Here is a 17281-nt window from a genome sequence, read left to right as displayed (position 1 = left end):
GGCAAGCTCCTCCTGGTCATGTCTTTCTCGGTGTACCCATCGGCTCGATCGTGCCGATATGGAAGCGGTATTCGCCCTTCAGCCGGTCGGCATAGTAGTGCTTGAGCGTGTTGCGGACGGTCGCGAACGCAAGCGCGTCCCACGGAACCTCGGTCTCGCTGACCAGACGGGTCTCGAGCGTCTCGGAACCGGGGTGGAAGTCGAGGTCGAGCAGACGTCCGCGGAACAGCATGTAGACCTGGTCGATGTGCGGGATGTTGTAGATGGCGTACAGCGTCAGATTCTCGACGCGTGCATTCGCCTCTTCCAGCGTCTCGCGGGCGGCCCCTTCGGCCGTGGTCTCTCCGTTCTCCATGAAACCTGCGGGTACCGTCCAGAATCCGTGCCTGGGCTCGATGGCGCGGCGGCACAGCAGGATGCGGTCCTCCCATTCGGGGATGCAGCCGACCACCAGCTTGGGGTTCTCGTAGTGGATGGTGTCGCAGGAATCGCACACCCAGCGGGGAAGGTTGTCCCCCGGAGGCGTCTTGCGCGACACCCGGTCACCACATTCGCTGCAGAATTTCATGGCGCATGCGCTTGGATGGATGACTCCATTATCCTCGAAAGGACTGGTTCGTCATCACTCGCCGTCGCTGACTGCCGCCTCCGCCGCCGCCGTAGAATCGCACGTCGCCTTCACTGATTCGATTCATGAGACCCCTGCACGTTGCTGCCATCCTGGAACGCGAGTTCGCCGCCACCGCCGGCGGATTGCACACGCCGGTCATGATCTGGGGGCCACCGGGCGTGGGCAAGAGCGAGCTCGTGCGCGACACCGCAAGACGGGCCGGCGTGGGCGTCATCGATCTGCGCCTCTCACAGCTCGAGCCTACGGACCTGCGCGGAATTCCCTTCAGGGAAGGGCGGCGCGTGGAGTGGTCCGTTCCGTCCCTGCTTCCGGAGTCGGCGCGACACGGCAGCCAGGGCATCCTGTTCCTGGACGAGATCAACGCTGCCGCGCCCACGGTCACCGCGGCCGCCTATCAGCTGATACTGGACCGCCGTCTTGGCGACTACGCCGTGCCCGAGGGCTGGGCCATCTTCGCGGCCGGAAACCGGCAGGGCGATCGCGGCGTCACCTACGCGATGCCCGCCCCTCTGGCCAATCGCTTCACGCACTATGAGCTGGAGCCGCACGTGGACGACTGGGTGGCCTGGGCTCACGCACACGGAATCGACAGCCGGATCGTCGCCTTCATCCGCTTTCGTCCGGAATTGCTGTTCGATTTCCAACCGGCGCGCAGTCCTATCGCGTTTCCTTCCCCCCGGACCTGGGAATACGCGCACCGCGCACTGGAGAAGTTTTCCGGCCGGTCCACGTTGCTGGCCGGGGCGCTGGAGGCCTGTGTCGGCAAGGCGGCGGCCGCCGAACTCGTGGCATTCGTCGAGCACATGGACCGCTTGCCCGACGTGGACGCGATCATTCGCGGCGAAGCGCAGCCGGTTCCCCAGTCCGTGGATCTCCAATACGGCGTCGCGGCGGCGCTTGTCCGCCGCGCCGTGAAGTCCCAGGCGGCCGGCGGCACCGCAGGCCTGTCCAGCGTTCTGAGGTACGCGAGCCTGCTGCCGCAGCGCGAGCTGGGCGTGATGCTGGTGGCCGATCTGCAGCGCTCGATCGGCAGACCGCTCATCGACGTGCCGGGGTTCTCCGACTGGGCGCAAAGCCTCGGCGATCTCGTGCTGAACGATCGGGCGGCGCCCGGCGAATGAGCGAAACCCTGGACCGCGCGCGTGCCCGGCTTGCGGTGGCGCGTACGCGGCTCATTCTCGATCGTCCTTTTGTCGGCGCGCTCTCGCTGCACCTGATCGAACGGCCGGCCGATCCCGCCGCATGTCCCACCGTAGGGACGGATGGCAGACAGTTCTGGTTCAATCCCGCTTTCGTCGAATCGGTGGCCATGCCGGAACTGCAGTTCTGGCTCGCCCATGCTGCCCTCCACTGCGCGCTGGGACACTTCGCGCGCCGGCGCCATCGCGTGCGTGACCGCTGGGACGCCGCATGCGATCACGCCGTGAACGCCCTGCTGCAGGACGACGGATTCCTCGTTCCGCGCACGGTGATCGTGGATCCGTCCTTCCGTGGATTGTCTGCCGAGGAAATCTATCCGCTGATGCCCGAGTCGGGGGCAACCCCGCCTCTGGACCTCCATGCGTTCGAGGAAGGCACTTCGGCCGGAGGATTGTCCGGCTGGCTGGGCGAAGAAGCGCTTGGCGATGGCCGGGAGGGAGGCGACCGCGCAACCGTGGCGCAACCAGGGGCGGACCTCGGAGCGCAGGTCGACACTGTCGAGGGCTGGGACGACGCAGGACAGGAAGCGCGGCGTTCCGCTCCATCCGACTCTGGTTTCTCCGAGGCGCCGCCGGCGATGGACATGGCCGAACTGGAACAGTGGTGGAAGTCACGCCTGGCGACGGCGGCCCAGGAGGCGCGGGAGGCGGGACGGCTCGGCCGATCGTGGATGCGGATTCTGGAGGCGCTCATCGAGCCGCCACTGCCGTGGCGGGCGTTGCTTGCCCGGTTCCTGGTCACCGCTGCCCGGGACGACTACACGTTCCAGCAACCTCCGCGCCGGGAAAGCGAGGCCATCCTTCCACGGCTGGCGCGGGGCTCGTTGCGCGTGGTCGCGATTCTGGACACCAGCGGCTCCATCACCGCGCGCGAGCTGAACGAATTCACCGGCGAACTGGACGCCCTGAAAGGGCAGGTCCGGGCGGAACTGGTCCTGCACGCGTGCGATGAGCGGCTCGCCCCCGAAGGGCCATGGATATTCGATCCCTGGGAGCCCGTCGCGCTTCCCCAGACGCTCGCAGGAGGCGGCGGCACGCGATTCACGCCGGTCTTCGACTGGGTGGAGGCCGACAGGGTGCGCCCCGACGTTCTGATCTACTTCACCGATGCGCAGGGCGAGTTCCCGGAGAGCGCGCCCCCCTATCCGGTGCTGTGGCTCGTCAAGGGACGGGCGCCGGTACCGTTCGGAGAGCGCGTGCAGCTCAACTGACGGGAAGGTCGGTTCCGATGTACGACCCAATCGTGCGACACGCGGAATCGGGCGATGGCAGGGCGGGAGGTCGCGGTGAGATGGGACATCTCGCCGAACCATCCAACGCTCCCAGCGCCGGGGTCCAGTACCACCGGCATGGGCGCGGCCCGGCGGCCGGCTGACCTTGTCTGCCGGAGCCTGGCGTGCTCCAGCATGCAGCTGACTGTCATTCGCAACATCCGCCACGCCGCTGCCTGCGTTGCGACCGCGCCCATTCCACTTGCATCGGACCTTGCCTGACCCGCATCTCCGGCCATGCGCCGCGAGCGGATCAGGCGCGAGTCAGGCCCGCCTCAACCCAGCGCCTCCCACTTCCGCCAGCCTTTCATGGGTCCCGCTTCCGGCGAGCGCATTGACTGAAAGTGCGGGCTGTCCGGGTTGTTGCACCAGCCGAGCGATTCCGCGAACACGGACTTCCGGTCGTCGGCGACCCTTCGCATTCCTCCCCAGAACCGGCAGGTTGCACAGATGCCCTCCCGCGTGCCATCCACCACCACGGCCGGAACACCCTTGGCTCCCGCACGATGCGCGGAGTGCTCATCCGCACGGGCCGAAAGGACGACACCGCCCAGGGCTGCGAGTGCGCAACCCAACCCGCCACCCGCGAGCAAAGTCCGGCGGCGGCCCAACGTGTCCGGCTTGTCGTTCATGTGCGCTTCTCCCGGTGATGTGATGTTGCGTCAGCCAGACAAGGCGCGATCAAACGCCCTTACCTGATTCACCGCCACGTTACCGTGCAGTACCGACATGCATGCTGACATGCGTCAATCGTGCGGCGATTGACGGCGGGGCGCGCCGTCGGGCTGGGGGACCAAACCGGGACTGCCATACGCGATCTCAGACGTCGAGTGTGCCGTGGCCTCGCGGATCACCAGTTCCACGTAGCCTGTGGATGCATCGAACTCCCGCGCGAAGCGCCACTCGGGCAGTACGGCAACGAGGATCTCCGCCGTCGTGCGGACGATGCATCCTTGTCCCACGTGCCCGCCCAGGATCTGGCCGTCAGCGTCGGATACGCTCGCATGAAGATGCGCACCGTCGGGACAGAGCGTTCCGGAGAGGCAGAGAAGTTCCAGATTTCCGTCGATGCGGCAGGCGAGCGGCGCGGATGCGAGGCGAAGGGACGCCTTCGAGAGACTGCCTATGCCCGCCACCACGAAGGCGGCCATCCAGGCCTTCTCCCTGGTCAGGGCTTCGAGTTCCTGCCGCAGATCCGTTCCCGGTTTCAGACGAAGGGGCCAGGTTTCCATCCGTGAAGGGTACTCTCCGGCGGACGTCGGATCGACGGGGCGGATGCCGAACGGACCCGCACCGGTTCCGGATTCCGGATATCTTTGGGCCTGGATTCCCTCTATCGGCATTCCCCCATGATCTGGATGACGCGCCCCACCCTGCAGGAACTCGCCACAAGCCATCGCCATACGGCGGTGGAGGCACTGGGCATCGAATTCACCGAGATCGGAGACGATTTCCTCGCGGCCCGGATGCCTGTCGATGGGCGCACCAGACAGCCTCACGGCATTCTCCACGGAGGCGCATCGGTGCTGCTCGCGGAGACGCTCGGCAGCTGCGCAGCCGCGTATTGCCTGGACCGCGACAGGTTCTACTGCGTGGGGCTGGACATCAATGCCAACCACCTGCGCAGCGTGAGTGACGGGTGGGTTCACGGGAGAGCCGACCCCATCCACCTTGGTCGGTCGACTCACGTGTGGCAGATCGATATTCGGGACGGGGAGGGACGCCGCGTCTGTCTTTCGCGGATCACCATGGCCGTCATGCCGGCCGGTCGGCAAACGCGGACACCCGGGGAAGCGGACAAGGGAGCGCACGAATGAATGAAGGCAAGGTGATCGTCGCCGGGGGCGGCATCGGCGGTCTCGTCACGGCGCTGTGTCTGCATCGCGCCGGAGCAGCCGTGGAAGTCTACGAGGCGGCTGCCGAAGTGCGGCCTCTGGGTGTGGGCATCAATCTCCAGCCCCACGCCGTGAGGGTGCTTCACGATCTGGGTCTCGAGGAGGCGCTTGCCTGCACGGCGATCGAAACGGCCGAACTGATCTACGTGAACAAGTTCGGCCAGCACATCTGGCAGGAGCCGAGGGGGCGTGCGGCGGGCTATGTGGTGCCGCAGTACTCCATCCACCGCGGCGAACTGCAGATGATCCTCCATCGGGCGGCCATGGCCGCGTTGCCGCCAGGATCGGTCCGGACGGGGTGCACGCTGTCGGCGTTCGAGAACTCGAAGGAGGGGTGGCCGCGCGCTTCCTGGATCGCGATTCGGACACGCACGTGGATGTGGAAGGCTGTGCGCTGATCGGCGCGGACGGCATCCATTCGATGGTCCGGCGTGCCTTCTATCCGGACGAGGGTCTGCCTCGATTCTCGGGAAGAATGCTCTGGCGGGCGACCACGGAGCGAGCCCCGTTCCTGACCGGGCGATCCATGGTGTGGGCCGGCCACGACCGGCAGAAGTTCGTGTGCTATCCCATTTCCGAGCCCGCACGCAGGCGTGGCCGCTCGCTGGTCAACTGGATCGCGGAATTGCAGGTGCCGCTGGAATTCACGCCGCCCCGCAGCGACTGGAACCGCAAAGTCGACAAGTCGGTGTTCCGGGAACCGTTCGCGGGGTGGGATTTCGGCTGGTTGAGCGTGCCCGAACTGATCGACGGGGCGGAGGCCTGTTTCGAATTCCCGATGGTCGACCGCGATCCTCTTCCGCGATGGACGTACGGCCGCGTGACGTTGCTGGGGGACGCCGCGCATCCCATGTATCCGGTGGGTTCCAACGGAGCATCGCAAGCCATTCTCGATGCGGCGGAACTGGCACGGCAGTGGACTTCCGCGCCGACGGTCGAGGACGCGCTCGCCGCCTACGAGGCTGCCCGGCTTCCCGCCACGCCCGCGGTCGTGCACGCCAACCGCAAGGGGGGGCCCGACCGGGTGCTGCAACTGGCGGAGGACCGAGCGCCGAACGGCTTCGACGACATCCTTCAGGTGATTCCGCGGACGGAGCTCGAGGAGATCGCCCGGAGCTACAAGCAGACGGCAGGATTCGATCGTGAGTCGGTCAACCGGGGGCGGACGGCCGGAGCATGAAACCGGATATCACGGCCGTCGCCGGCTCCGCCAGCCGTCCATGGGCACGACCTGGTTGGTCGCAATGGTGACTGCAGCGAACGCGACGTAGGCCGCGGTGAAGACCCACTCGGGAAAATCGTAGAAGATCACCGCATGCAGCACACGGGCCACGAAGGAACGATCGTCCGTGTGCCCCCGCAGGGCGTCCTCCCACACGGTGAGGGGGCACGCCAACCCGATGAGCGCTTCGATCGCGACGAAAGTGACGGCGGCCAGATGAAGGGAGCGGAATACACGATTCCCGATCCAGCCCCAGCGTCGCCAATGGCCCAGCCAGATCAGCGCGAAGCCTCCGGTCACGAAGAGCACGAAGGCCGCGTGGACCACCAGCACCAGGTCGGCCGCCCACGCCATGATCGAGACCGGGGGTCAGGTTTCGACAGGCCGAGCCGGGTCGGCGCACCATTCGCTCCAGGAACCGGGATAGAGCTTGGTGCCTCCCATGCCGGCAATCTCGAGGGCCAGCAGGTTGTGACAGGCGGAGACGCCGGAACCGCAGGAATTCACCACCTGCCACAGCGGACGGGACCCCACCAGGGGGGCGAAGGCGGCCCTCAGTTCCTCGGCCGGCTTGAAGAACCCCATGGGATCGAGGTTGTCCCGGAAAAAGCGGTTCACTGCACCGGGGATGTGCCCTCCCACGGGGTCGATGGTTTCGTTCTGACCCCGGAAGCGGTCTGCCGCGCGCGCGTCGATCACCAGGAGTTCGCCCTTGCCGATGTGCGCGAGTATCTGATCGGCATCCACGGTCAGATCTGCGCCGCCCCGCGGTTCGTACCGGACGGGGCTGGGCGAGGGCACGTCGACGGTCGTGGGATGGCCGGTTCGCACCCAGGCGTCCCAGCCGCCGTTCAGCACGGCCACTTTCTCGTGGCCGAGCCAGACCTTGAGCATCCACCACAGGCGTGCTGCGTAGGTGCCCCCGCTGGCGTCGTAACCCACGACCTGGGTGTCGCGCGTGACGCCCATGCGGCCCAGCCATGCCACGAACGCGTCCCGCTCAAGAAAAGGATGGCGGCCGTTCGTACCCGTCAGGGCCCCCGCGAGATCGTTGTCGACGTGCGCGAAGCGGGCGCGAGGCAGATGTGACTTGGCGTAGGACTCGGTGCCGATCGTCTTGTTGACGAGATCGTGGCGGCAATCGAAGACAACGAGGCCGGGGTCACCGAGGTTGCGGGCGAGATCGGCGATCGAAATGAGCGAGGTGAAGTTCATCGTGGTGAGTGGAAGTGTTGAGGGAACGTTCTCGGCAAGCCATTCGCGTGCTTGCGACTCGTCGTCGAACACGCGGACGTCCGCGCCGGAAATGAGCCGGGTGAGCCATCCCAGCCACACGGTCAGCTCGTCGCGCGCGATCACGGCGACCCGGCGGAAATCGTGCGCATGGGCACGGACGAAGCGGATGTCCTCCCATGCGACGTCCAGCGTGTAGCGCATCATGTCCCGCAGGTCCACGAGCAGATCGACCTTTCCGGAAAGACGCACGGTCGCGAGCACTTCCTTCTCGAATTCGCGATAGTCGTTCACGGCGAACTCGCCGAAGACTCCGACGGTGATGAGTGCGCCTTCGTGCTGAATGGTGATCATGGTGTGGGAACGCGTATTGGCCTGGACAGGCGGAGCATACCGTGACTGCAGACGGACGGCTCGAGCGGGCGGCCGGGAGCGGCGCTTCAGGTCTTCCTGGGCAATCGGCCCATGGTACCCAGGCTCATGAGACCTCCGGCGACGATGAGATTGATGCCCGTCCATCCGGCCGCCGCCGGGGTTTTGTCCCAGAGTGTCCACCCCAGCAGGGCCGAGAACACCACCGTGGAGAAGGACAGGGCGCCGACCACGAGCGTGTTGCCCGTGTGGTAGGCCCGGGTCATCGCGAACTGACCTATCGTCGCCGTGGCCCCGATGCCCAGAACGATCCAGAGGTTGTGCCAGCCAAGCGCATGCACCCCCGTCAAAGCCATGGCAATCGCTGCGATGACCGTGGAGAACGCCGTGAAGTAGAAGACCACCCGCCAGCTCGGCTCGCCGCTGGCGCCCAGACGCTTCACGTTCGCATAGGCGAAGGCTGCCAGCAGACCGGACCCCAGACCGAGCGCGCCTTCGAAGAGCTGTTCCTGTCTCACCGTGGGCTCGAGCAGCATCAACACGCCCGAGAACGAAACGAGGACTGCCACCACGAGCGGTCCATGGGGCCGCTCACGCAGGAGGACCATGGTGATGACGGCCAGAAAGAGCGGCGACGTGTAATTGAGCGTGACGGCCGTCGCGAGCGGCAGGTGTGCAATGCAGTAGAAATAGAGGCCCAGCGAAACCACGCCGAACAGTCCCCGGGTCAGATGCAGCGGCCAGTGGGGAGTGGCGATCCGCCAGCCGCGAAACCTGGCGAGGGCGCCAAGCGTCACCGTGCCCACCACCGACCGGTAGAAGACCAGTTCCGCGCTGGAGAAATGCTCGGCACCGAGCTTCGCGAACACGCCCATGCTGGCGAAGGCCAGTCCGGCGGCGAGCATCCAGAGCGATCCCATGGCGATCGGCGGAAGGAACGATGGGTGAGGTAGGGTACGGAGGGGGGCGGACGCCGGTCGGGCCGGGCAAGGAAACCGGGACAACCGGAGGATACCGGCGCGAGGAGGCGGACCTCCCCGCGTTGTCGGTACGGTACTACTTGAACGACGTCAGAGCGGGTTCGAGGTGGCGCCGGATGAACTCATGGAAGTGGACCATGCCGTCTTCCATCGGCGACTGATAAGGCCCCACTTCGTTCTCCCCCCGCAACCACAGGGCGCGCCTGCCCTCCTGCATGCGCTCGCAGATCTCGCGGTCCTCCACCGCCGTCTCGTCGTACGCTGCCTGTTCGGCAGCCACGAATTCCGGTTCGAAGAGCGCGATGTCCTCCGGATAGTAGAACTCGATCACGTTGGTGCAGGCTTCGATGCCGCGCGGAATGATGGTGGAGATCACGAGCACGTGCGGGTACCACTCGACCATGATGTTGGGGTAGTACGTGAGCCAGATCGCACCCTGGGGAGGCGTCTGGTTTCCGTAGTACTTCAGCACCTGTTCGTGCCAGCGCCTGTAGGTGTTCGTGCCGGGCTTGCCCAGGCGCTGGAAGACACCTACGGTCTGGACGCTGTACCAGTCGCCGAACTCCCAGTTGAGGCTGTCGCAGTTCACGAACTGCCCCAGTCCCGGGTGGAACGGCACGACGTGGTAGTCCTCGAGGTACACCTCGATGAAGGTCTTCCAGTTGATCGGGTATTCCTCGATCACCGTGTTGTGGTACAGATAGCCGGAGAAGTCGAAATCGCGCCTGAGCGCCGCGCTTGCCAGATCGGCCGCGATGTTCCTCTTGCCGGAAAAAAGAAGTCCGTTCCAGTTCTGCAGGGGCGATTTGCCCAGATCCAGGCATGGATTGCCCGGGAAGTGCGGGGCGCCCAGAAGCTTGCCTTGAGTGTCGTAAGTCCACCGATGCAGCGGACAGACGATGTTCTCGCTGCGGCCGCGGCCCTTCAGCATGATCGCCTGGCGATGACGGCACACATTGCTCAGCAGTTCGATGCCGTTCGCGTTGCGGAACAGCGTCTTGCCGTGCCCTGACCACTCCAGCGTGTGATAGTCCCCGGTCTCCGGCACCATCAGCTCATGGCCGACGTAGCCGGGCCCCTGGTCGAAGAGGAGTTTCAGCTCCAGTTCGTAGATCCCCCGGTCGAAGTACCAGTCCACCGGCAATTGGGTGGGCGTCGTGGTGAGAGCCGAAAGATTGGCCAGATCGGTCATGATGCGCGTGCCACCTCCTAAGTCCGCGGCCGCATCCGCGCCAACCGGGATGGCAACCGCTTTCGACGTTGTGTCGGATGAAAATGAAAAAGCCGCCCCCGCTACCATGCGTGGAACGGCCCACACTCCGGGATATGTGAGCAAGGTCCTGATACGCAGTCACAAAACCCCATACCCCAGCCGGTGGATTCTCCCCTCATTCCGGGAGCGGGGCAAGCTGCAGACCTCTTGTGAGGACTCGGATGCGGCAGTAACGCCGTATGGGGCCGCTCGGCGGCAGGGCCAGTGGAAACGGGCCAGCGGTCCAGCGCCTGCGCCAGGGAGCACCGGTTCGTTGACCCCCCGACGAGGCTTCGGGTAGATTCACAGGTTTTCCGGGCGCCAAATGGCTCCTCCATCCACAGAATCCTGTCAGCCGGCCGGCTCCGCCTCCTTCGAATCCGCAATGAGCGAACTGGAAGGGGTCGTCGCGTCCATGGAAAGCGGGCAGCTCACTCTGGAAGCGTCGCTTGCCGCTTACCGGCGCGGGGCCGAGTTGCTCAGGTTCTGCCGTTCCGTCCTCGAAGATGCACAGCAGCAGATCAAGGTGCTCGAGGGCGACACCTTGCGTGACTTCCCGGGTGCAGACTCCCAGCAGTGATCTTTCCGCCTGGATGCGCACGCACCAGGCACGCATCGAAACCGTCCTGGAGACGTTGCTGCCGGCGGCCACCGTTGCGCCCGAACGCCTGCACGACGCCATGCGCTATGCGGCGCTCGGCGGCGGCAAGCGCGTGCGGCCTCTGCTGGCCTATGCGGCCGGGGAGGCGGCAGGCGCCGATCCGGCGCGAGTCGACCGCGCAGCCGCGGCAGTGGAATTCATCCATGTCTACTCGCTGGTCCACGACGATCTTCCGTGCATGGACGACGACGTCCTGCGCCGCGGGCGCCCCACGGTTCATGTGGCGTACGACGAGGCGACGGCCTTGCTCGTGGGGGACAGCCTGCAAAGTCTCGCGTTCGAATGCCTGACCGGCGTTCCGCTGACGGACGATGCGGCCGCTCAGGTCGATATGCTGGGCCTGCTCGCACGGGCTGCGGGATCCCGCGGCATGGCAGGTGGGCAGGCCGTGGACCTCGCGAGCACCGGGAAGACGCTGACGGTGCCCGAGCTGGAATTCATGCACATCCACAAGACGGGGGCGCTCATCCGTGCCGCCGTGACCCTCGGAGCCGCCTGCGGCCGCCTCTCCGGCGATGAACTGGAAGGTCTTTCGCACTTCGCCAAGTTCGTCGGTCTGGCATTCCAGGTGGTCGACGACGTTCTCGACGCCACGGAATCGACGGAAACCCTGGGCAAGACGGCCGGGAAGGATGCGGCCAACGACAAGGCGACCTACGTGAGCGTACTGGGCGTGGAACGAGCCCGGGAGTTTGCCGGCGAATTGCTCGCGGACGCGCTGAGCGGCCTGCGCCCGCTCGGTGAACGGGCGGCGCGGCTCCAGCAGCTGGGACGTTACATCGTGACGCGCAAGTCATGACAGAGCCGCCGCGGCTGCTTGAGAACATCTCCGACCCGGCCGATCTGCGGAAGCTCGATCGCCGCCAGCTTCCCAGCTCGCGCGTGAATTGCGGGAATTCATCATCGACTCGGTGTCGCGTACCGGCGGACACCTGTCCTCCAACCTGGGCACGATCGAGCTCACGATCGCGCTGCACTACGTGTTCGACACACCCGATGACCGGATCGTCTGGGACGTGGGTCATCAGACGTATGCGCACAAGGTGCTCACGGGACGGCGCGAGGCCATGTCGACCCTGCGCCAGCTGCACGGCCTCGCGGGCTTTCCCCGTCGGGAGGAAAGTCGCTACGACACCTTCGGTACCGCGCACTCGAGCACATCGATCGGTGCGGCGCTTGGCATGGCCATGGCCTCCCGGCTCAAGGGCGAACGCCGCCATTCGGTCGCTGTGATCGGCGACGGCGCCATGACCGCCGGGCAGGCGTTCGAGGCGCTCAACAACGCCGGGGCGACCGACGCCAATCTGCTCGTCGTGCTGAACGACAACGAGATGTCGATCTCGGAGAACGTGGGGGCGTTGAACAACTATCTTGCCCGTCTCCTGTCAGGAAGGGTCTACACGACCGCACGGAAGGCGAGCGAACGCATGTTGCGGGCTGTGCCGCCTGCGTGGGAACTGGCTCGGCGCGCCGAGGAACACGTGAAAGGCATGGTGACGCCGGGCACGCTGTTCGAGGAATTCGGATTCAACTACATCGGCCCCATCGACGGCCATGACCTGGAGGTGCTCGTGTCGACCTTGCGCAACGTGCGCAAGCTGGACGGGCCGCAGTTCCTCCACGTGATCACCCGCAAGGGCAAGGGAATGTCCCTGGCGGAGGACGACCCCATCCTCTATCACGGCGTGGCCAAGTTCGATCCCGCCGCCGGGATCGTCCCAAAGCCCGCCACGAAGCCTTCGTACACGCAGATCTTCGGCGACTGGCTGTGCGACATGGCCGCACTCGATTCCCGCCTGGTGGGCATCACCCCGGCGATGCGGGAGGGCTCCGGCCTGGTCCGGTTCTCCCAGCAGTTCCGGGACCGGTATTTCGACGTGGGCATCGCCGAGCAGCACGCCGTCACCTTCGCAGCCGGGCTGGCTTGCGAGGGGCTCAAGCCCGTTGTCGCCATCTATTCGACGTTCCTCCAGCGCGGCTACGACCAGCTCATCCACGACGTGTGCATCCAGAATCTGCCGGTCGTCTTCGCGCTCGACCGGGGCGGGCTCGTGGGGGCCGACGGGCCCACTCACCATGGCGCCTTCGATCTGTCGTTCCTGCGCTGTCTGCCCAACATGACGGTCATGGCGCCCTCGGACGAAAACGAATGCCGGCAGATGCTCTATACCGCATTCATGCTCGATAGTCCGACGGCCGTGCGCTATCCCCGAGGCACCGGTCCCGGCGTGGCGCTCGAGTCCGCCATGCAGGCCCTGCCGGTGGGGAAGGGCGAGATTCGCCGCAAGGGGCAGGGCGTCGCGATCCTCGCCTTCGGAGCCATGCTCATGCCGGCGCTGGCGGCCGCGGAGCGCCTGAATGCCACGGTCGCCAACATGCGGTTCGTGAAGCCTCTCGACGACGCCCTCGTGGCGGAACTGTCGCTGTCCCACGAGCTTCTCGTGACCGTCGAAGAGAACGTCCTGGACGGCGGAGCAGGCAGCGCGGTGCTGGAAAGCCTGGCCAGGCAGAAGATCGACCGGCGTGTCCTGCGTCTGGGACTGCCCGACGCTTTCGTCGAACACGGGGATCCGGCCTCGCTGCTTTCGCTCTGCGGACTCGACGCCGAGGGCATCCACCGATCCATCCAGCCCTGGCTCCATCGCTGAAGGCAGGCCCCGGGGCGACTATAATCGGTCCATGAATTCCAGAGAGCACATGGCGATTCCCGACGTTCAAGGGTCGCACGACACCCGCCGCATCGCCATCGACCGGGTCGGCATCAAGTCACTCAGGCACCCCGTACGGGTGAGGGACCGCAACGGCGGTGTCCAGAACACCGTCGCCATGTTCAACATGTACGTGCATCTGCCCCACAACTTCAAGGGCACGCACATGTCCCGGTTCGTGGAGATCCTCAACGATCACGAGGGCGAACTTGCCGTCGATTCGTTCGAGGCGATGCTGCGCCACATGGTAGATCGCCTCGAGGCGGAATCCGGCCACGTGGAGATGACCTTCCCCTTCTTCATCGACAAGGCGGCACCGGTGTCCGGCGTGCGCAGCCTGATGGACTACGAAGTGACCTTCGTCGGCGAGGTGGACAAGGGGGAGTACACGTTCAGGATGACCGTCGTGGTACCGGTGACCAGCCTGTGCCCGTGTTCCAAGAAGATCTCCGACTACGGGGCCCACAATCAGCGCTCGCACGTCACGATTTCCACTGTGACCGAGGGCTTCGTCTGGATCGAGGACATGATCCGGGTGGCCGAGGAACAGGCTTCCTGCGAGGTCTATGGGCTGCTCAAGCGCCCCGACGAGAAATACGTGACCGAGCGGGCCTACGACAATCCCAAGTTTGTCGAAGACATCGTCCGCGATGTCGCCACCGTGCTGAACCGCGATTCCCGCGTGCTGGCTTACGTGGTGGAAGCCGAGAACTTCGAGTCCATTCACAACCACTCCGCCTACGCCCGCATCGAGAAGGACAAGCGGGCCGTCTGACGTTCCGGACGGTTCGCCGCGGCTGCAGCGCGTCGACCTGGCTGGCGTTCAGAAGCGCAGCGTCATGGTCAGCTGTTGGGCGCTGTGCTTGAGTTCCAGCCGGTTGAGGAAGCTCATGCCCAGAAGTGCGAACGGCAAGTCGTTGCTCTCGTGCACCAGGGCGTCGATGCCGTTCAGCGTGATCGCGCCCACCTTCACCACGTTCAGCTTCACCCGGTAGACCACGGTCGGGCCATTCGCCGTGTGGCTGATGGCCCGTTCGCCCGCCAGATAGTTGATGCCCATGCGCCGTGCGTCGGAATTTCCGATGGAAATCATGGTGGCCCCGGTGTCCACGAGAAACCGGATGGGCGCGCCGTTGATGGTCCCATCGGCGTAGTAGTGGCCGCCGTGATCGGCCGAAAGCGTCACGGAGGGCTGGCTGGACTTGTAGTTGCCCGTGATCGAGGTGGTGCCCAAGGACAGGGTCCGGCGCTTGCCGTCGATCTCGAAAATGGCGGAATCCGAGGAGGCGGAGACCAGCTTCACGCCACCGATTGCCTGCCCCACCGACATCGCCTTGGGCCGCCCGCCGTCGATCACGACCAGCGCCTTGTCGCTGAACAGGCCGACGACCTGGACCTCCGTGCACCATGCGTTCGCACACGGCATTGTCGCCGCAGCGATAAGTGCACTAGCATTGATGCAACGCCGCATTGCCGCAGGGAACCGCATGAAGCCCATCGCCATCTTCCGCCACTCTCCCACCGAAGGGCCCGGCTATTTCGCCGAGTATCTGGATCGCCACCTCGTCCCCTGGAAACTCGTCGCCGTGGACGCCGGCGAGCCCGTGCCGGACGATGCCACCCGCTACAGCGGACTGGTCTTCATGGGCGGGCCCATGAGCGTCAACGACGATCTTCCGTGGATTCCTCAGGAGCTGCAACTCATCCGATCCGCTGCCGGCGCGGATGTTCCCCTGCTCGGACATTGCCTCGGGGGGCAACTGATCTCCAAGGCCCTGGGCGGGGTGGTATCGCGCAATCCCACCAAGGAAATCGGGTGGGGGCGCATCGTCGTGGAGGACAATCCCGTGGCTCATGATTGGTTCGGGCCCGGGATACGCGAGTTCCTGTCGTTCCACTGGCACGGCGAGACTTTCTCCCTGCCGCCTGGCGCGATCCGCATCATGGCGAGCGAGTATTGCGGCAATCAGGGTTTTGCGATCGGCAAGCATCTGGGGATGCAATGCCACGTCGAAATGACGCAGCAACTGATCGGATCCTGGTGCGAGAGCGGGCAGGGCGAAATCGAGGCGAGCCCGGGACCCGCAGTGCAGAACCGGGCCCAGATTCACAAGGACATCGATTCCCGGGTCCAGGCATTGCACGCCGTCGCTGAGCGCCTTTACGATCACTGGATGGAAGGCGTGGCGAGGACCTGACGGGCCCGCCGGTGACAGACAGCCACGTTGGCCAGACCGTGTCCGTCTCAAGGCGCGAAAGCTGGTATGCGCGCGGGCTGGTCGCAGCGCAGTTCCTGCTGCTGGGTCTCTGGCTGACGGGCCGCGCCACGATTGCCCAGGGCACGGCCGCTCTGGCCGTTCAAGCCGGCGGCCTGGTGCTCGCGGGGTGGGCATTCGTCACGATGTCCCGCGCCCAGAGGCGGCTGTTCCGCGTCTCGCCGGATCCGACGGGACACTCCCACCTCGTGCAGGACGGGCCTTATCGCTGGATCCGGCACCCGATGTACGCATCCATTCTCGCCGTGACGCTTCCGCCGGCGATCGTGGAACCCTCGGCGCGTTCCATTGCGGTCGTGCTGGTGCTGGCTCTGGTACTGGTCGCCAAGCTCTCGTTCGAGGAGCGGCTGCTGCTGCGACACTTCCCCGGTTACGCGGCTTACCGGTCGAGGTCCTGGCGGCTGGTTCCCTTCGTGTTCTGATCGGGGCCGGATCGCCCCCCTGGCCCGCTCAGTCGCGGAAGTTCTGGTACTGGAGCGGGAAATCCGTGATCGACTTGCGAACCAGGGCGATGGTGTCCTGCAATGTGTCACGCTTCGCGCCAGTTACGCGCACCGCGTCTCCCTGGATGGACGCGCTCACCTTGAGCTTGCTGTCCTTGATGAGCTTCACGATCTTCTTGGCGAGTTCCGTTTCCACGCCCGTCTTCACCGTGATGACCTGTTTCACCTTGTTGCCGCTGATCTTCTCGATCTGACCGAGATCGAGGCAGCGAATGTCCACGCCCCGCTTGGCGAGCTTGCCGGTCAGGACATCGCGCACCTGACTCAGCTTGAAATCGTCGTCGGCAAAGGCGGTGAGCACTTTCTCCGCCTGTTCCACGCGGGCGTCCGACCCCTTGAAATCGAAACGGTTGGTGATTTCCTTGTTGGACTGGTCCACCGCGTTGCGGACTTCCACCTGATCCACCTCGGAGACGATATCGAAGGAAGGCATGGTCAATACTCCGCTACTTCAAGTGACGATGATGTGTGCCCCGCAGATCAGACTTTCTGCAGCAGGGGCACGGTGAAACAGTGGATGGGCTCGCCGGTGCCATCGTCGAACTCGGACGCGGCACGAACGGCATGCCGGGCAACCGCGGCCGCATCGAGTTCCGGCCGGTCATAGACCGAATAGAGAGCGCCCAACGCATAGTCGCTGCCGCTGCCGTAGGCATAGAACTTCGCGAACTCCTGCACGGTGCGCTGGCCCGAGACGCCGAAGATCCCGCTGGAGTTCGCGATGAGCGCGTCCAGACGCGTCGACTCGATCGCTTCTTCCTTGTCCTCCTCGGACTGCAGGAAGTAACGATCCTTGAAGTCCGCGTGCATCCGGTTCCAGACCCGGAAGATCTCTCCGACGGAATCCAGGCGCGGTGCCTCCTCGAAGCCTTCGAAGTAGTCCGCGACGATGTGCTTGAACGTGGCGTTGCCGGTGATCGCGATGTAACTCTCGCCCACCCGCAGGATCTTCTCGTGGTTGACCACATAGGTGGCCGATTCCTTGACCGGCCCCCATTTGGTCAGCGTATCGGCCGCGATGGCCGCGATGCCGTTCTTGCGGACGACGGCCACCGTGGTCATGGCGGTTCACCCATGA

At 65.3% G+C, this 17281-nt stretch carries 18 protein-coding genes and 2 pseudogenes; 10 read left to right on the top strand and 10 right to left on the bottom strand.

Features of this window, described 5'->3' with window-relative positions:
• Window positions 1–16 precede the first annotated feature (16 nt).
• Complete coding sequence (locus IPK20_23935) at window positions 17–568, bottom strand: NUDIX hydrolase (protein MBK8019425.1); 552 nt, start codon at window positions 566–568, stop codon at window positions 17–19.
• Window positions 569–693: 125 nt separating this feature from the next.
• On the opposite strand from IPK20_23935, the gene IPK20_23930 reads away from it, so the two are divergent.
• Window positions 694–1752, top strand: coding sequence for an AAA family ATPase (locus IPK20_23930; protein ID MBK8019424.1), 1059 nt, complete (start codon window positions 694–696; stop codon window positions 1750–1752).
• On the top strand, window positions 1749–3041 hold the full coding sequence (locus IPK20_23925; protein ID MBK8019423.1) for a hypothetical protein: 1293 nt from the start codon (window positions 1749–1751) through the stop codon (window positions 3039–3041). Before IPK20_23930 ends, IPK20_23925 begins: the two co-directional genes overlap by 4 nt.
• A 335-nt stretch (window positions 3042–3376) precedes the next feature.
• Here the strand turns inward: IPK20_23925 and IPK20_23920 are convergent, their stop codons facing one another.
• Window positions 3377–3733: a hypothetical protein gene (locus IPK20_23920; GenBank protein MBK8019422.1), complete on the bottom strand. Its 357-nt coding sequence runs from the start codon at window positions 3731–3733 to the stop codon at window positions 3377–3379.
• Between the two features lie 114 nt (window positions 3734–3847).
• The gene (locus IPK20_23915) at window positions 3848–4333 is read right to left on the bottom strand and encodes a DNA-binding protein (protein MBK8019421.1); all 486 of its coding nucleotides are present in this window, start codon (window positions 4331–4333) and stop codon (window positions 3848–3850) included.
• Window positions 4334–4450: 117 nt separating this feature from the next.
• On the opposite strand from IPK20_23915, the gene IPK20_23910 reads away from it, so the two are divergent.
• Both IPK20_23910 and IPK20_23905 read left to right on the top strand, forming a co-directional pair.
• On the top strand, window positions 4451–4918 hold the full coding sequence (locus IPK20_23910) for a hotdog fold thioesterase (GenBank protein MBK8019420.1): 468 nt from the start codon (window positions 4451–4453) through the stop codon (window positions 4916–4918).
• Window positions 4915–6176 (top strand): annotated as a pseudogene (locus tag IPK20_23905) (flavin-dependent oxidoreductase). The gene IPK20_23910 and the pseudogene IPK20_23905 overlap by 4 nt, the downstream one beginning before the upstream one ends.
• Before the next feature lie 9 nt (window positions 6177–6185).
• Here the strand turns inward: IPK20_23905 and IPK20_23900 are convergent.
• From IPK20_23900 to IPK20_23885, 4 genes are all read right to left on the bottom strand, one after another.
• On the bottom strand, window positions 6186–6572 hold the full coding sequence (locus IPK20_23900; protein ID MBK8019419.1) for a DUF2784 domain-containing protein: 387 nt from the start codon (window positions 6570–6572) through the stop codon (window positions 6186–6188).
• A gap of 15 nt (window positions 6573–6587) precedes the next feature.
• The gene (locus IPK20_23895) at window positions 6588–7805 is read right to left on the bottom strand and encodes an STAS/SEC14 domain-containing protein (protein ID MBK8019418.1); all 1218 of its coding nucleotides are present in this window, start codon (window positions 7803–7805) and stop codon (window positions 6588–6590) included.
• 86 nt (window positions 7806–7891) lie between these two features.
• Window positions 7892–8728 carry a DMT family transporter gene (locus IPK20_23890; GenBank protein MBK8019417.1) on the bottom strand — a complete coding sequence of 279 codons (837 nt, stop codon included), beginning with the start codon at window positions 8726–8728 and terminating at the stop codon, window positions 7892–7894.
• A 151-nt stretch (window positions 8729–8879) separates the two neighbouring features.
• Window positions 8880–9995 carry an aromatic ring-hydroxylating dioxygenase subunit alpha gene (locus tag IPK20_23885; protein ID MBK8019416.1) on the bottom strand — a complete coding sequence of 372 codons (1116 nt, stop codon included), beginning with the start codon at window positions 9993–9995 and terminating at the stop codon, window positions 8880–8882.
• A gap of 385 nt (window positions 9996–10380) precedes the next feature.
• Here IPK20_23885 and IPK20_23880 point away from each other — a divergent pair, with 385 nt between their 5' ends.
• From IPK20_23880 to IPK20_23865, 4 genes and pseudogenes are all read left to right on the top strand, one after another.
• Window positions 10381–10635, top strand: a complete 255-nt coding sequence (locus IPK20_23880; GenBank protein ID MBK8019415.1) for an exodeoxyribonuclease VII small subunit — start codon at window positions 10381–10383, stop codon at window positions 10633–10635.
• 13 nt (window positions 10636–10648) lie between these two features.
• On the top strand, window positions 10649–11515 hold the full coding sequence (locus tag IPK20_23875; GenBank protein ID MBK8019414.1) for a polyprenyl synthetase family protein: 867 nt from the start codon (window positions 10649–10651) through the stop codon (window positions 11513–11515).
• Window positions 11512–13364: pseudogene (dxs, locus tag IPK20_23870) on the top strand (1-deoxy-D-xylulose-5-phosphate synthase). Before IPK20_23875 ends, dxs begins: the two are co-directional and overlap by 4 nt.
• Before the next feature lie 31 nt (window positions 13365–13395).
• Window positions 13396–14199 (top strand): GTP cyclohydrolase I FolE2, encoded by an 804-nt coding sequence (locus tag IPK20_23865; protein MBK8019413.1) that lies wholly within the window; start codon window positions 13396–13398, stop codon window positions 14197–14199.
• 48 nt (window positions 14200–14247) lie between these two features.
• Here IPK20_23865 and IPK20_23860 read toward each other — a convergent pair whose 3' ends face one another.
• Entirely contained in the window at window positions 14248–14895 is a 648-nt protein-coding gene (locus IPK20_23860) for a TIGR02281 family clan AA aspartic protease (GenBank protein ID MBK8019412.1), read from the bottom strand.
• A gap of 16 nt (window positions 14896–14911) precedes the next feature.
• Here IPK20_23860 and IPK20_23855 point away from each other — a divergent pair, with 16 nt between their 5' ends.
• Both IPK20_23855 and IPK20_23850 read left to right on the top strand, forming a co-directional pair.
• The gene (locus tag IPK20_23855; protein ID MBK8019411.1) at window positions 14912–15622 is read left to right on the top strand and encodes a type 1 glutamine amidotransferase; all 711 of its coding nucleotides are present in this window, start codon (window positions 14912–14914) and stop codon (window positions 15620–15622) included.
• 38 nt (window positions 15623–15660) lie between these two features.
• The gene (locus tag IPK20_23850; protein MBK8019410.1) at window positions 15661–16122 is read left to right on the top strand and encodes an isoprenylcysteine carboxylmethyltransferase family protein; all 462 of its coding nucleotides are present in this window, start codon (window positions 15661–15663) and stop codon (window positions 16120–16122) included.
• A gap of 28 nt (window positions 16123–16150) precedes the next feature.
• On the opposite strand, the gene IPK20_23845 is transcribed toward IPK20_23850, so the two are convergent.
• Complete coding sequence (locus IPK20_23845; protein ID MBK8019409.1) at window positions 16151–16636, bottom strand: YajQ family cyclic di-GMP-binding protein; 486 nt, start codon at window positions 16634–16636, stop codon at window positions 16151–16153.
• Between the two features lie 47 nt (window positions 16637–16683).
• Complete coding sequence (locus IPK20_23840; protein ID MBK8019408.1) at window positions 16684–17265, bottom strand: hypothetical protein; 582 nt, start codon at window positions 17263–17265, stop codon at window positions 16684–16686.
• Between the last annotated feature and the right edge of the window lie 16 nt (window positions 17266–17281).

The organism is Betaproteobacteria bacterium, from assembly GCA_016713305.1.
Taxonomy (GTDB): domain Bacteria; phylum Pseudomonadota; class Gammaproteobacteria; order Burkholderiales.
This window is presented reverse-complemented; position numbering and strand designations above follow the sequence as displayed.

Excerpts from the sequence above, each read along its gene's own strand:
- IPK20_23860 (MBK8019412.1), bottom strand. The coding sequence starts at position 14,895 with ATGCGGCGTTGCATCAATGCTAGTGCACTTATCGCTGCGGCGACAATG.
- IPK20_23890 (MBK8019417.1), bottom strand. The coding sequence starts at position 8,728 with ATGCTCGCCGCCGGACTGGCCTTCGCCAGCATGGGCGTGTTCGCGAAG.
- IPK20_23910 (MBK8019420.1), top strand. The coding sequence starts at position 4,451 with ATGATCTGGATGACGCGCCCCACCCTGCAGGAACTCGCCACAAGCCAT.
- IPK20_23865 (MBK8019413.1), top strand. The coding sequence starts at position 13,396 with ATGAATTCCAGAGAGCACATGGCGATTCCCGACGTTCAAGGGTCGCAC.
- IPK20_23925 (MBK8019423.1), top strand. The coding sequence starts at position 1,749 with ATGAGCGAAACCCTGGACCGCGCGCGTGCCCGGCTTGCGGTGGCGCGT.
- IPK20_23845 (MBK8019409.1), bottom strand. The coding sequence starts at position 16,636 with ATGCCTTCCTTCGATATCGTCTCCGAGGTGGATCAGGTGGAAGTCCGC.
- IPK20_23920 (MBK8019422.1), bottom strand. The coding sequence starts at position 3,733 with ATGAACGACAAGCCGGACACGTTGGGCCGCCGCCGGACTTTGCTCGCG.
- IPK20_23880 (MBK8019415.1), top strand. The coding sequence starts at position 10,381 with ATGGCTCCTCCATCCACAGAATCCTGTCAGCCGGCCGGCTCCGCCTCC.
- IPK20_23875 (MBK8019414.1), top strand. The coding sequence starts at position 10,649 with ATGCGCACGCACCAGGCACGCATCGAAACCGTCCTGGAGACGTTGCTG.
- IPK20_23900 (MBK8019419.1), bottom strand. The coding sequence starts at position 6,572 with ATGGCGTGGGCGGCCGACCTGGTGCTGGTGGTCCACGCGGCCTTCGTG.
- IPK20_23840 (MBK8019408.1), bottom strand. The coding sequence starts at position 17,265 with ATGACCACGGTGGCCGTCGTCCGCAAGAACGGCATCGCGGCCATCGCG.
- IPK20_23915 (MBK8019421.1), bottom strand. The coding sequence starts at position 4,333 with ATGGAAACCTGGCCCCTTCGTCTGAAACCGGGAACGGATCTGCGGCAG.
- IPK20_23855 (MBK8019411.1), top strand. The coding sequence starts at position 14,912 with ATGAAGCCCATCGCCATCTTCCGCCACTCTCCCACCGAAGGGCCCGGC.
- IPK20_23885 (MBK8019416.1), bottom strand. The coding sequence starts at position 9,995 with ATGACCGATCTGGCCAATCTTTCGGCTCTCACCACGACGCCCACCCAA.
- IPK20_23935 (MBK8019425.1), bottom strand. The coding sequence starts at position 568 with ATGAAATTCTGCAGCGAATGTGGTGACCGGGTGTCGCGCAAGACGCCT.
- IPK20_23930 (MBK8019424.1), top strand. The coding sequence starts at position 694 with ATGAGACCCCTGCACGTTGCTGCCATCCTGGAACGCGAGTTCGCCGCC.
- IPK20_23895 (MBK8019418.1), bottom strand. The coding sequence starts at position 7,805 with ATGATCACCATTCAGCACGAAGGCGCACTCATCACCGTCGGAGTCTTC.